The sequence below is a fragment of the Micromonospora sp. WMMA1998 genome (assembly GCF_027497375.1).
Lineage (GTDB): Bacteria > Actinomycetota > Actinomycetes > Mycobacteriales > Micromonosporaceae > Micromonospora > Micromonospora sediminicola.
This window is the reverse complement of sequence record NZ_CP114911.1, coordinates 4,179,288-4,192,796: the sequence shown is the minus strand read 5'-3', so window position 1 is coordinate 4,192,796 and position 13,509 is coordinate 4,179,288. Positions and strand designations below refer to the sequence as shown.

Here is a 13,509-nt window from a genome sequence, read left to right as displayed (position 1 = left end):
CCCACATTAGGGAAAGCACCGGGGTGGAATCAAGGCGACCTTTCGTTCAATCACGTATCCGCAATCGGTTGCACACCAAGGGTGTTCATTCACTTGCCGACGATCGCCGTCAATACGTCGTCGAGCGTCACCACGCCGAGGGGCCGACGACCGTCGCTGACCAGCACCATGTGCCGGCGCTCGCGGCGCATCGCGAGCAGCAGATCGGCGAGCGTACGGTCCGGCGGCACCACGGCCAGCGGTCGGTAGACGTCGGCCGGCACCGGCGCGCGACGGCTCGCCCCGGCGTACCCGAGCACGTCCTTGACGTGCACGAAACCCAGCACCCGCCGGGTGGCCCGCTGCACCACCGGGAAACGCGACCGGCCGGTGCGGGTCGCCAGCACCTCCAGCGAGGCCGGGGAGACGTCCTCGGCCACCGTGGTCACCGTCGACCAGGGTTGCAGGGCGTCGGCCGCGGTACGGCTGTGCAGGGCGAGCGCGCCGGTGATCCGGGCGTGCTCCTCGGCGTCCAGCAACCCCTCGGTCCGCGCCTGGGAGACCAGCCCGGCCAGTTCCTCGGCGGTGAACACGGTCTTGACCGCGTCCGTCGCCTCCACCCGCCACCACCGCAGCACCTGCCGCGCCGACCACTTCATCGCCAGCAGCAGCGGCTTGGTGGCCAGGCAGAACGCGAGCATGGCCGGGCCGAGCCAGAGCGCCGAGGGCTCCGGCCCGGCCAGCGTGATGTTCTTCGGCACCATCTCGCCGACCACGGTGTGCAGGAACACCACCACGGCCAGCGCGATCACGAACGCCACCGGGTGCACCGCCGACGCCGGCAGTCCGAGCGCCTCGAACGGCACCTCCAGCAGGTGGGCCAGCGCCGGCTCGGCGATCGCGCCCAGGCCCAGCGAGCAGACCGTGATGCCGAGCTGCGCGCCGGCGATCATCAGCGGGATCTGGTTCATCGCGGCCAGCGCCCAGCGCGCCCGCTTCGACGTCGCCGCCAGCGGTTCGATCACGGTGCGCCGGGACGCGATCAACGCGAACTCGCTGCCCACGAAGAACGCGTTGCCGAGCAGCAGCACCAGGGCGACCAGCAGTTCAGGCACCGTCGTCGGGCTCCTCGGGGCGGACCACCCGGACCTGCTCGATCCGGTGCCGGTCGACCTCCACCACGGTGAACTCGTAGCCGGACTCGTCAACCGTCTCACCGGCGACCGGGATGTGGCCGAGCCGGGCCATCAGGAACCCGCCCAACGTCTCGTACGGCCCTTCGGGCAGCCGGAAGCCGGTCTGCTCGACCAGCTCGTCGGCCCGCAGCACGCCGTCGACCAGGACGGTCCGTTCGCCACCGGGGACGGTCAGTTCCGCCGGCCCGAAGCCGCCCACCGCGTCCGGGTCGAACTCGTCGGCGATCTCCCCGACCAGCTCCTCGACCAGGTCCTCCACGGTCACCACGCCGTCCGTGCCGCCGTACTCGTCGACCACGATGGCCAGGTCCGCGCCGGCGTCCTTCAGCGCGGCCAGCACCCCGTCGAGGTCCAGGCTCTCCGGCACGTACACCGGCTCCCGGGCGACCGAGGCGACGGTGGTGCCGGCCCGACGGGCCAGCGGCACGCCGAGCGCGTCCGGCACCCCGGCGACACCGGTGACCAGGTCGAGCGTCTCCTCGTACACCGGGAACCGGGTCCGGCCGGTCCGCCGGGACGCCTCCAGCAGCTCGGCGACGGAGGCGGTGGCCCGCAACGCGATCACGTCCACCCGGGGGGTCATCGCCTCGGCGGCCCGCTTGTCGCCGAAGCGGATGGTGCGGCGCAACAGCATCGCGGTGTCCGGCGGCAGCGCGCCGGCCCGCGCCGAGATGGCGGCCAGCAGTCCCAGCTCCTCCGGGGAACGGGCGCTGGCGAGTTCCTCCTGCGGCTCCACGCCGAGGCGGCGCACCAGCCGGTTGGCCGAGTTGTTGAGCAGCCGGATCAGCCATCCGAAGGCGCGGGAGAACCCCCGCATCGGCGCGGCCGTGGCCAGGGCCGCCGGCATCGGGCGGGCCAGCGCCAGGTTCTTCGGCACCAACTCGCCGAAGAGCATCGAGAGGAGCGTGGCCAGCGCCAGGGCGAGCAGCCCGGAGAAGCGGTCCGCCGCGCCGAAGGGGTGCAGGGCCGGCGCGACGAGCCGGGCCAGGGCGGGCTCGGCCAGATAGCCGGTGAGCAGCGCGGTGATGGTGATGCCGAGCTGCGCGCCGGAGAGCTGGAAGGACAGGTCCCGCAGCGCCCGACGTACCGTGGCGGCCCGTCCGTCGCCCTCGTCGGCCCGCCGGTCGATCTCCGCGCGGTCGACCGTGACCAGGGCGAACTCGGCCGCGACGAAGAAGGCGTTGCCCGCGGTCAGCAGCACGAAGCCGACCAGGGGCAACAGCGTCAGAACCAACAGGCCGTCGATGGGCGTGATTGTGGCACGTGGGCGCCGGTGGTGCGTCACCCGTAGCGTGGCGGGTATGGACGGCCTGCTGCTCACCGACGAACTGGTCCTGCTCGCCTACGACGACGCCGGCACGAATCGGCTCGGCAGTCCGCACCTCGGCTACGGCCTAGCCGGGGCGGTGCTGCTGGAACTGGCCCTGGCCGGCCGGGTGGAGGTGGCGGACAAGCGGCTCGTGGTGAGCGACCCCGCCCCCACCGGCGTGCCCCTGCTCGACGAGGCGCTGGCCACCGTCGGGGCCGGGCGGCCCCGCAAGCCGAAGGACTGGATCGGCAAGCTCGCCAAGGGACTGCCGGACCGGGTGCTCGACGGTCTGGTCGGCTCCGGGGTGCTGCGCCGCGACTCCGACCGGGTGCTGCTGGTCTTCCCGCGTACCCGCTATCCCTCGCCGACCGGCGCGGAGCCGGCGGTGGAGACGGCGGCCCGGCGGCGGATGGTGGACGCCCTGGTCGGCGACGGCCCGGTCGACGCCCGGACCGCCGCGCTGCTCACCCTGACCCGCGCGGTCGGCCTGGACCGCAAGCTCTTCCGCGAGCTGCCGAAGGACCGGGTCAAGGCCCGGATGACCGAGATCGCCGCCGGTGACTGGGCCTCCGCCGCGGTGAAGAAGGCGATCGAGGAGATGCAGGCCGCGGTGATCGTCGCGACCACCGCCACCGCCGCCATCAGCGTCACCACGACCAGCTGAGACGACGGCGGCGGCACCCGCGTGGGTGCCGCCGCCGTCGTGGTCCGGCTTCCCGCCGGGGTACGCCTCAGCCGGCCGCCGGGGCGGTCTCCTTCTCGCCGGCCGGCGCGTCCGGCTTGACCGAGCGCAGCAGCACGCTGGCCACGTCGACCACCTCGACGTCCTCGCCGGCGCCCTTGCCGTTAACCCCGTCGTTGAGCATCGTCGAGCAGAACGGGCAGCCGACCGCGATGGTCTTCGCGCCGGTGGACATGGCCTCCTCGACCCGGTCCACGTTGATCCGCTTGCCGATCTTCTCCTCCATCCACATCCGGGCGCCGCCGGCGCCGCAGCAGAAGGAGCGCTCGCTGTTGCGCGGCATCTCGGTCAGCTCGCCCTGGATGGAGTCGCCGAGCACCTCACGCGGAGCGGCGAAGACCCGGTTGTGCCGGCCCAGGTAGCAGGGGTCGTGGTAGGTCACGCCACCGTCGACCGGCTGCACCGGGGTGAGCTTGCCGGCGCTGACCAGGTGGGCCAGCAGCTGGGTGTGGTGCACCACCTCGAACTCGCCGCCGAGCTGGCCGTACTCGTTGCCCAGCGTGTTGAAGCAGTGCGGGCAGGTCGCGACGATCTTCCGCTTGCTCTTCTCGCGGCCCTCGAACGCCTCGTTCAGCGTCTCGACGTTCTGCTGGGCGAGCATCTGGAAGACGAACTCGTTGCCGATGCGCCGGGCCGGGTCACCGGAGCAGGTCTCGCCCTCGCCCAGGATGGCGAAGGAGACGCCCGCCTCGTTGAGCAGCGTGGCGACCGCGCGGGTGGTCTTCTTGGCCCGGTCCTCGAACGCGCCGGCGCAGCCGACCCAGAACAGGTACTCGAAGTCGTCGACCTCGCCGACCCGCGGCACCTCGAAGCCGAGGCCCTTGGTCCAGTCCTCGCGGGTGTTCTGCGGGGCGCCCCACGGGTTGCCCTTGTTCTCCAGGTTGCGCAGCATGACGCCGGCCTCGGAGGGGAAGCTCGACTCGATCAGCACCTGGTAGCGGCGCATGTCGACGATGTGGTCCACGTGCTCGATGTCCACCGGGCACTGCTCGACGCAGGCGCCGCAGGTGGTGCAGGACCAGAGCACGTCCGGGTCGATGACGCCGCCCTCCTCGGCGGTGCCGATCAGCGGTCGGTCGGCCTCGGCCAGGGCCAGCACGTCCATGTGGGCGAGCTGCGCCTCGGTGGCCTTCTCCTCGCCGGTGAGGTCCTTGCCGCCGCCGGCCAGCAGGTAGGGCGCCTTCGCGTACGCGTGGTCGCGCAGGCTGAGCACGAGCAGCTTCGGCGACAGCGGCTTGCCGGTGTTCCAGGCCGGGCACTGCGACTGGCACCGGCCGCACTCGGTGCAGGTGCTGAAGTCGAGCAGGCCCTTCCAGCTGAACTGCTCGACCTGGGCGACACCGAACTGGTCCTTCTCCGGGTCGGCCTCCTCGAAGTCGAGCGGCTTGCCCTCGCTCGTCATCGGGCGCAACGGGCCCAGGCCGGAACCGGCGGGCTTCTCCGGGTCGCGCTTGAAGAAGATGTTCGGGAAGGCCAGGAACCGGTGCCAGGCGACACCCATCGTGACGTTCAGCGAGATCACGATGAGCCAGGTCATCGAGATGACGATCTTGATGAGCGCGGCGACGCTCGCGCCGTTCTCCCAGCCCGGCAGCACGGCACCGACGGCGTGGCTGAGCGGGGTGGCCCACACGGGGTACTCGAAGTGGTCGGTGGCGACCTTGAAGCCCCGGATGACGAAGCCGAAGATCAGGACCAGCAGCACGATCCACTCGACGAAGTAGCCCTGCCACATGGTCGAGCCGGTGAAGCGGGAGCGGTTCTCGGCGCGACCGGGCCGGTTGCGCAGCCGGATCGCCATCAGCACCACGATGCCGATCAGGCCGAGGATGCCGATCCACTCGGTGACCAGACCGAAGATCGTCCAGGACCCGATGATCGGCAGCCCACCGGTCGGGGTGACGACCTCGAAGTAGGCCTCCAACACCAGCAGCGACAGCACGACGAAGCCGACCATGACGGTCCAGTGCGCGGCGCCGACCACGCTCCACTTCAGCATGCGGGTGTGACCGACGGTCTCCACCAGCATCTTCTTCGTGCGGGCGCCCTTGTCGGCGAACCGCTCCGGCGCGGGTTGCCCCAGCCGGATGACGGCCGTCATCTTCATGACCGCGCGCACCGCAAGCCACACCGCAACGGCGGTGATGGCGGCCGCGAGGATCGTGGTGACGATCTGGACGCTGCCCATCGAGTTGGCCTCCCGGTCTGCTGCTTGTCAGTGCAGCCTACGCGGAAGGTTACCCAGCAGTAACGTGAGTCTTCTCGCACCGGCCACGCCGCCCTGCGGACACCTTAGGTGCAGCGGAGTCCGGGTGCCGGGCAGGGGCGGCGTGGCGTGACGTGCGACCGGGCGACTCAGCGCCAGCGGGAGAGCAGGATCAGCGAGGAGACCATCGCGCCGAAGCCCACCGCGAGGTTCCAGTAACCCCACGAGGCGACCGGGTAGGCCTGCTCGGAGAGGTAGTAGATCACCAGCCAGCCGATGCCCACCGCGATCAGCGCGACGGCGGTGATCGGCAGCCAGACCGGGCTAGGCTTGCGCGTCGCCGCCGTCGCCGTCGGGCGGACGTCCGTCGGCGGGGTGTACACCTTCTTCTTGCGGACCTGAGACTTGGGCACGACGCTCTCCAGAGGGGGGTACGACCTCGTCCGGCCTGACAACCGGGCGCGGGGGCGACGGTCCATGGCCAATAATGTTCGACAGCTAGCGTAGTCCCGACGGACCGTCCAGGCCACGAATGGGGTCGGGCCGGTGCACGGAGTGACCGAAAAGAGCGGGACTTTTCGGGTCGAGCAGGTCGGTTCGCATCGGCGCGGGCCGGAACGAGACGACGGGAAAGGGAACGCCCGGTGGAGTACACGTCCGGCGCCGCCTCCTGGCAGAAGGTCCTCCGCCGCGCGGTCGCCGGTCTGCTGCCCCGACGAGCGCGTCAGCGCCGCCCGGGTTGGTCGATCGGCGTGCCCCTGATCGCCGCCGCCGCGGGGCTGCTCTTCACCACCACCGCGACCACCGCCGGCGGCACCTCGCTGCGCGAGGACCGGCGGCCACAGCTCACCCAGCTCATCGAGGACCGGCGCGAGCAGGTCGCGGCCAGCGAGGCCAAGGCGGCGCGGCTGCGCGACGAGGTCGAGCAGCAGACCGAGGCGCTGGCCGGCACCGACGGGCCGGTCAAGCTCCAGCGGGACCGGGCCGCCGCCAGCCGGCAGGCCGCCGGGTTCACCGCGCTCACCGGCACCGGGATCACCATCGAGTTGAACGACGCCGACTGGGGCCCCGGCCAGCCGTTGCCCAAGGGCGCCAGCAACGACGACCTGGTCGTGCACCAGGGCGACGTGCAGGCGGTCGTGAACGCGCTCTGGGCCGGCGGCGCGGAGGCCATGTCAATCATGAACGTCCGCGTCCTCAGCACCAGCGCGGTACGCTGCGTCGGTAACACCCTGCTGCTGCACGGCCGGGTTTACTCCCCTCCTTTCAAGATCGTGGCCATCGGCGATCCCGCGGAGTTCCAGCGGGCGCTCGCCGCCTCTGAGGGAGTCCGGGTGTTCAAGGAAGTGGCCGACCACTACCAGCTCGGCTACGTCGAGCGGGTCTCCACCGTCACCGTGCCGGCGTTCGAGGACTCCACCGCGCTGCAATCGGCGACGGTGCCCAGGTGACCGGCGACCGCCCCGCGGAACGCCACGGTCGCCCCGACGACCCGCACGAGGAGCCGACCGCGTTCCTCCCCACCGTCGACCGTCCGGCGCCCGCCCCGGCGCGGCCCCCGCTCGACCTGCCCTGGCCGGACGCCGGCCCGACCCACTCGTCCCCGGCCCGTCGCGGCATCGGCGGCCGTGACCCGGGTGCCCGTGGCCCGGGCCGTGGCCCTGACGCCGGCGACCTGGGCCGTGACCCGGGCGCCCGTGGGCTGGGCCGTGACCCGGGCGCCCGTGGGCCGGGTCGTGACCCGGGCACCGGTGACCCGAGCCGTGGGGTACCCGACCGGCGGGATCCCCGTGGCCACGGGCCGGACCGAGGCGACCCCGCCGGCCGGGATGTCGGACGCCGTGCACCCGACGGCCGTGGCGTCGACGACCGCGCACCCACCCGCCGCGAACCCGCCCGCCCGGAGACCGGCGGCCGGGAGCCGGGACGTCGCAACCACGGCCACGGCGACGCGGGCGGCCGGCCCAGCGCCCCGCCCCCGCCCGCCTGGCCGGGCAACCAGGCCCGTCCGCCGAGCAACGCGGCCCGGGCCGAGCCGCACGGGCCGGCGCGCGCCGCGGGCCACCCACCGACGCCCCACACCGAGACCCGCCCCCCGTCGCCCGCTGAGGCGTACCGGTCGTCGCCCCGCCCCGAGACCCGTCAGCCGGCAGGCGCCGAGGGGTATCCGCCGTCGTCCCACGCCGGGACCCGGTCCGCGCCGCGCGTCGAGGCGTACCCGCCTCCGCCCCACGAGGACGCCCCGCGGTCGGCGCGCGGCCTCGGCCGCCCGCCCACCGGTCCGGACGGCCAGCACCCCGACGGCCCCGGGACGGCGGGGAGGCGAGCTGTCGAGAACCGGCCGTCCGGGCCCGCGGATGCCCGGCCCGCAGCGGCACCGGCCAGGCCCGCCGACCCGTACCGCTCCGACAGCCGCAGCGGAGGCGGCGGCCCGGCCACCCCCGAGGACCGGCGTTTCTCGGGGCCTTCCGGCCACCGGTTCGATCCGACGGCCCGCACCGACCAATCCCCGCCGGGCCCCGTCGGCCCCTCCGAGCAGCGCGCCGACCCGGATCGCGCGCCGGCGACTCCGTCCGGCGCTCGCGGTGGTGCTCCCGGCCCGATCCGACCGGCCGCCCCCGCCGACGGGCCGACCGACTTCCTGCCGCCGGTGGGAGAGCGGGCCGGCGCGTCCGAGCCGCGTGCCCGCGCGTCGCAACGGCACGGCGCCGGCCCCGAGCAGCCCGGCGACCCGGGTGCGACGGCGGTGCTGCGCCCGGTCAGCCGCCCGCCCGCCGATCCGCGGTTGGACTCCACAGCGCTGATGGGCGCCGTACCCCCGGTGCAGGACACCAGCGACGGTGGCGACGAGCCACCGGCGGAGCCGCCGCGCCCACGGCGCGGCGAGCGGGTGGTGCAGCTCCGGCCGGAACAGACCGGCGAGGGCTACCGCAGCGTCTACTCCGAACTGACCCGCCCGACCACGGGCTCCCGGCTGCGCTCGGTGATTCGCGGCACCGGCGAGGTACTGATCACCTTCGGCCTGGTGGTGCTGCTCTTCGCCGGCTATGAGATCTGGGGCAAGTCGGTCATCGTCGACGCCCACCAGAGCGACCTGAGCGGTCAGCTCGCCCGGGAGTGGGAGACGGACCCGACCGTCGGCCCGACCACCGGGCCGAGCGTCAAGCCGAAGCCGCCGGCCGAGGGGAAGCCCGTCGCCGGCCTCTACATCCCCAAGTTCGACAAGCACTGGGTGGTGGTGGAGGGCGTCAGCCCGGACGACATCCGGTACGCCCCGGGCCACTACCCGGACAGCGCCATGCCGGGCGAGGTGGGCAACTTCTCCGTCGCCGGTCACCGCATCCGCTCCACCTTCTGGCGGCTGGACGAGTTGAAGGCCGACGACGTCATCGTGGTCGAGACCAAGACCGACTGGCTCGTCTACCGGGTCTACCAGCAGCGGATCGTCAAGCCCTCCCAGGTGGAGGTGGTCGCGCCGGTGCCGGGCAAACAGGACCGGAAGGCGACCGAGAAGCTGCTCACGCTGACCACCTGCAACCCCAAGTTCGACAACTACCAGCGGCTCATCGTCCACGCCCGGCTGGACCACGCCCAGGCGAAGTCGGCGGGCCGCCCGGCCGAACTGGAGGCCTGACCCGTGTACTCGTGGATCTGGCGGAAGCTGCCGTTCGGCCTGCCCGGGAAGCTGATCGGCTCGGTGCTGCTGGCCACCGCCACGGTCGTCCTGCTCTGGCTCGTGGTCTTCCCCTGGGCCGAGCCGCTGCTGCCCTTCGACGACGTGCAGGTCACGCAGGACTCCGGCGTACCGGGCGACGCTCCCGGGGGAGGGCTCACCGACCCGACCGGGCTGCCGGGCGAGGAGGAGGAACTCCCCTACAGCACCGAGACCAACAACGCCCCGCCCTCCACCCCGAACAGGTGACCCCGATGCGCGTCCTGGTGATCGACAACTACGACTCGTTCGTCTTCAACCTCGTGCAGTACCTCGGCCAGCTCGGCGTGGACTGCGAGGTACGGCGCAACGACGAGATCGATGTCGCCGAGGTGGGCCGCGTCGGCGCGGACGGCGTGCTGCTCTCGCCCGGACCGGGCAGCCCCGACCGGGCCGGCATCTGCCTGGACGTCATCCGCGAGTACGCGGGCACGCTCCCCCTCTTCGGCGTCTGCCTCGGCCACCAGGCCATCGGTGAGGCGTTCGGGGCCACCGTGACCCGGGCCCCGGAGCTGCTGCACGGCAAGACCTCCGAGGTGCACCACCACGGCGTCGGCGTGCTCGCCGGCCTGCCCGACCCGTTCACCGCCACCCGCTACCACTCGCTCGCGGTGCTGCCCGAGACGCTCCCGGACGAGCTGGAGGTCACCGGCCGTACCGCCTCCGGGGTGGTGATGGCGATGCGGCACCGCACGCTGCCGATCGAGGGCGTGCAGTTCCACCCCGAGTCGGTGCTGACCGAGGGCGGTCACGTCATGCTGGCGAACTGGCTGGCCACGTGCGGCTTCCCGGAGGCGCTGGAGCGCGCCCCGGAGCTGGCCGCCGAGGTCGACGCCCGCCGCCGCGCCGCCTTCGCCGCAGCCTGACGCACCCCGCACCCCGCACCCCGCCGATCATGAAGTTGGCGGCAGGTCTCGCCCGATTTGTCGCCGCCAACTTCATGGTCAACAGGGGACGGGCTCAGGAGGGGACGACACGTAGTCGAGATCTTGGTACGGGGCCGCCCTCAGGGGGGCGGGGCCGTACCAAGATCTCGACGGGGGACGGAACGGGTGGAACGTGGTGGGTGTTTCCTGCGCCGGGATGTGCCTGTGGTGTTCCGCCCCGACTCAAGCGTCCGGAGAAGCAGTGTGGCGGTGTCCCGGTCGTCCGGGGCACCGCCACGTGTGCGCTGGCAGCGTCAGCCGTTGCTTCGCGTCGGCGGGACGGTCGGGAACGGGAAGCCGCCACCGCGGCCACCCGGCGTGCTGGGCGAACCGCTGGGGGTCGGGCTCGCCGGCGGGGACGGGCTCTCGCTCTCCTCCGGCGCGGCGATGTCGACGTAGATCGTCACCTGCTTGTCCCGGGCGAGGGGAGCGCCGCCCTTCGGACTCTGCTTGCTGACCTTGCCGACCTTGTCCGGCTCGGTGACCTCGTCGCCATCCAGGGTGCGCACCTTGTAGCCGGCGTTCTGCAACTGCCGGACGGCCTGGTCCTCGGAGAGCCCCACCACGTCGGGAACCTCGGTGATGTTGCCCCGGGACACCTGGAGCTTGACGGTCGAGGCCTTGGGAACCGTGCTGCCCTCGGCGGGGTCGACCTTGACGACGATGCCCTTCTGGGCGCTGCTGTCGATGTTCTCGGTCTCGACGTTCAGACCCAGGCCCTCCAACTGCGCCTGCACGTTGGCGACCTGGGACCCCTCCAGGTTCTTGGGGATGGTGGCCTGGCCGGGGCCGGTGCAGAGCTGGACCGAGACCGCGGTGTTCTTCTCCACCCGCAGGCCCGGGCCCGGGCTCTGGTTGACGACGGTGCCCGGCTTGCACTCCGTGTTCTGCACCGGGTCTCCGTTGACGTAGCGCAGCCCGGCCTGGGTGAGCGCCGCCTGCGCCTCGGCCTGCGTGCCGTCCACCAGCTTCGGCACGGAGACCTTCTCGGCCCCGGTCTGGTTGAGCCAGAGCGCGGTGCCCAGCGCGATCACCGCGAGCACACCGAGCGCGGCGAACGTGGCGATGACCCAGGAGGAGGACTTGCGCTTGCGCGGGTCCCCGACCCGGGCGGGCGCCTGCTGGCGCGTCTGCGGGCCCATCATCTGGGTCTGCTGCGCCTGGTGGTAGCCGCCTCCGGCGGCCGCCATCGGCATGGTCTCCTCGGACGGCATCACCGGGGTCGCCAGCACCGGCCGGCCGGCGGCGGCGCGGAGCAGGTCCGCCCGCATCTCGCCGGCGCTCTGGTAGCGGTTGAGCGGGTTCTTGGAGAGCGCCTTGAGCACGATGGCGTCGACCGCGGGGTTGACGTCCGGGTTGATCGTGCTGGGCGTCGGCGGCTGCTCCCGTACGTGCTGGTAGGCCACACTGACCGGGCTGTCGCCGACGAACGGCGGGTGCCCGCAGAGCAGCTCGAACAGCACGCACCCGGCGGCGTAGACGTCGGACCGGGCGTCGACCGCCTCGCCGCGCGCCTGCTCGGGGGACAGGTATTGGGCGGTGCCGATGACCGCGCTGGTCTGCGTCATCGTGGTCGCGCCGCTGGCCAGCGCGCGGGCGATGCCGAAGTCCATCACCTTGACCTGGCCGGTCTGGGTGAGCATCACGTTGCCGGGCTTGATGTCCCGGTGGATGATGCCGTGCCGGTGGCTGAACTCCAGGGCGGCGCACATGTCGGCGCAGATCTCCAGCGCCCGGCGCGGCTGGAGCCGCCCCTCGACGCCGAGGACCTCCTTGAGGGTCCGTCCGTTGACGAACTCCATCACGATGAACGGCAGCGTCTCGCCGGTCGGTGCGGTTTCCTCGCCGGTGTCGTAGACGGCGACGATGGCCGGGTGGTTGAGCGAGGCGGCGTTCTGCGCCTCCCGGCGGAACCGCATCTGGAACGTGGCATCGCGGGCCAGGTCGGCACGAAGCATCTTGATCGCGACGTCCCGCCCGAGCCGGAGATCGCGACCGCGGTGCACCTCCGCCATGCCGCCGTAGCCCAGCAGCTCGCCGACCTGGTACCTGCCACCGAGCAGGCGGGCCTGCGCTGTCATCGCGTCTCTCGTCCTTCGCTCGTCGTCGAACCGCCGCCGGCCGGCTGGAGGCGTACCTCACGACGGTACGACGTGCGGACCGGATAGTCGCCCCCGTACGCCCGCACCGCGCCGGACGTCACGGTCACACTCGCCGGCACCGGCGGGCCGGCGGCACCGGCCACGTATTTCCGGTACCAGAAAGAAATCACGCCCGAACAGAGGATGACCAGCACGGCCACCACGATCGCCGTGGTCCAGAGCCCGGAACGGGAACGGCGCGGGGGCGGCGGTGCGGCGGGCGGGCGGGCGTACCCCTGGGGGTGGTGTTGCGGTCGGGGCTGTGGGACGGGGGCCGCCCCGCGCGGCGCCACCGGTGGGCGGGCCTGCGGGGCGGGGTGCGCGACCATGGTCGGACGCGGCGCCACCGGTGGGCGGGCCGGGGCCACGGGCGGGCGGGGCTGCGGGCGCGGGGCGGCGGTCGGCACCTGGGCCCGCGCGACGGGCGCGGCGGGTGAGGCCGGCGCGCCGGAGATCGGGTGCCCGGCGCGCGCCTGCTGGGAGAGCGCGAGCTTGGCCTGTCGGGCGACGCTCGCCAGCGCGGCGGCGCTGGGCCAGCGGGCCGCCGGGTCCTTGGCCATCGACCGCTCGACGATCGCGCGCACCTGGGGCGGGATGTCGGCGGGGAGCGGCCGGGGTGCGTCGCGTACGTGCTTCATGGCGATCTCGAGCGGATTGTCCCCCTCGAAGGGGCGCCGACCGGCCAGGCACTGGTAGGCCACCACGCCGAGCGCGTACACGTCGGAGGCGGGGGTGGCGACCGCGCCGGTGGCCTGCTCCGGAGAGATGTACGAGGCGGTGCCGAGCACCGAGCCGGCGGCGGTGAGCTGCCCGACCAGCTCGGACCGCGCGATGCCGAAGTCGGTGAGCACCAGCGTGCCGTTCGGCCGCACCAGCAGGTTCCCGGGCTTCACGTCCCGGTGCACGATGCCCTTCTCGTGCGCCGCGTGCAGCGCGTCGGCGGCCTGGGCCAGCAACGCCATCGTGCGGGCCGGGGTGAGCCGGCCGACCCGGCTGAGCGTGGCGGAGAGCGCGTCGCCCTCCACGTATTCCATCACCAGGAAGGCGATCTGCTGGTCGCTGCCGAAGTCGTAGACGTCGACCACGCCCGGGTGGTTGATGGTGGCCATGGTCCGCGCCTCGCCACGGAACCGCTCGGCGAAGCCCGGCTCGTCGAGCAGCGCGGGGAGCAGGCTCTTGACCGCGACCGTACGGCCCAGCACCTGGTCGGTGCCGCGCCAGACGTCGCCCATGCCACCGCTGGCGATCCGCTCGTCCAGGCGGTAGCGGTTGCCGAGCTGCACACCCGGGCTGAGCAC

11 protein-coding genes are annotated in these 13,509 nt (G+C 72.9%); 5 read left to right on the top strand and 6 right to left on the bottom strand.

The window, feature by feature from the left end; genetic code table 11:
* Window positions 1–89 precede the first annotated feature (89 nt).
* Together O7600_RS19010 and O7600_RS19005 are read right to left on the bottom strand one after the other, a co-directional pair.
* Entirely contained in the window at window positions 90–1,094 is a 1,005-nt protein-coding gene (locus O7600_RS19010) for a hemolysin family protein (protein WP_098744196.1), read from the bottom strand.
* Entirely contained in the window at window positions 1,087–2,394 is a 1,308-nt protein-coding gene (locus tag O7600_RS19005) for a hemolysin family protein (protein WP_281594199.1), read from the bottom strand. Before O7600_RS19005 ends, O7600_RS19010 begins: the two co-directional genes overlap by 8 nt.
* Window positions 2,395–2,476: 82 nt before the next feature.
* Here O7600_RS19005 and O7600_RS19000 point away from each other — a divergent pair, with 82 nt between their 5' ends.
* The gene (locus O7600_RS19000; RefSeq protein WP_281589190.1) at window positions 2,477–3,148 is read left to right on the top strand and encodes a GPP34 family phosphoprotein; all 672 of its coding nucleotides are present in this window, start codon (window positions 2,477–2,479) and stop codon (window positions 3,146–3,148) included.
* Between the two features lie 67 nt (window positions 3,149–3,215).
* On the opposite strand, the gene O7600_RS18995 is transcribed toward O7600_RS19000, so the two are convergent.
* Both O7600_RS18995 and O7600_RS18990 read right to left on the bottom strand, forming a co-directional pair.
* A complete protein-coding gene (locus tag O7600_RS18995) occupies window positions 3,216–5,414 on the bottom strand; it encodes a (Fe-S)-binding protein (RefSeq protein WP_281589188.1) in 2,199 nt (732 codons plus the stop codon).
* A gap of 167 nt (window positions 5,415–5,581) precedes the next feature.
* Window positions 5,582–5,845, bottom strand: coding sequence for a cell division protein CrgA (locus O7600_RS18990; protein WP_091566056.1), 264 nt, complete (start codon window positions 5,843–5,845; stop codon window positions 5,582–5,584).
* A gap of 231 nt (window positions 5,846–6,076) precedes the next feature.
* Here O7600_RS18990 and O7600_RS18985 point away from each other — a divergent pair, with 231 nt between their 5' ends.
* The 4 genes from O7600_RS18985 to O7600_RS18970 all read left to right on the top strand — a co-directional run bounded on the left by O7600_RS18985 (window position 6,077) and on the right by O7600_RS18970 (window position 10,010).
* Window positions 6,077–6,883, top strand: coding sequence for a DUF881 domain-containing protein (locus tag O7600_RS18985; RefSeq protein WP_091566060.1), 807 nt, complete (start codon window positions 6,077–6,079; stop codon window positions 6,881–6,883).
* A gap of 1,199 nt (window positions 6,884–8,082) precedes the next feature.
* Window positions 8,083–9,066, top strand: a complete 984-nt coding sequence (locus O7600_RS18980) for a class E sortase (protein WP_281589183.1) — start codon at window positions 8,083–8,085, stop codon at window positions 9,064–9,066.
* Between the two features lie 3 nt (window positions 9,067–9,069).
* Entirely contained in the window at window positions 9,070–9,354 is a 285-nt protein-coding gene (locus O7600_RS18975; RefSeq protein ID WP_281589181.1) for a hypothetical protein, read from the top strand.
* Between the two features lie 5 nt (window positions 9,355–9,359).
* Complete coding sequence (locus O7600_RS18970; protein ID WP_281589179.1) at window positions 9,360–10,010, top strand: aminodeoxychorismate/anthranilate synthase component II; 651 nt, start codon at window positions 9,360–9,362, stop codon at window positions 10,008–10,010.
* A 314-nt stretch (window positions 10,011–10,324) separates the two neighbouring features.
* Here the strand turns inward: O7600_RS18970 and pknB are convergent, their stop codons facing one another.
* A complete protein-coding gene (pknB, locus tag O7600_RS18965) occupies window positions 10,325–12,151 on the bottom strand; it encodes a Stk1 family PASTA domain-containing Ser/Thr kinase (RefSeq protein ID WP_281589177.1) in 1,827 nt (608 codons plus the stop codon).
* Complete coding sequence (locus tag O7600_RS18960; protein ID WP_281589175.1) at window positions 12,148–13,509, bottom strand: serine/threonine-protein kinase; 1,362 nt, start codon at window positions 13,507–13,509, stop codon at window positions 12,148–12,150. Before O7600_RS18960 ends, pknB begins: the two co-directional genes overlap by 4 nt.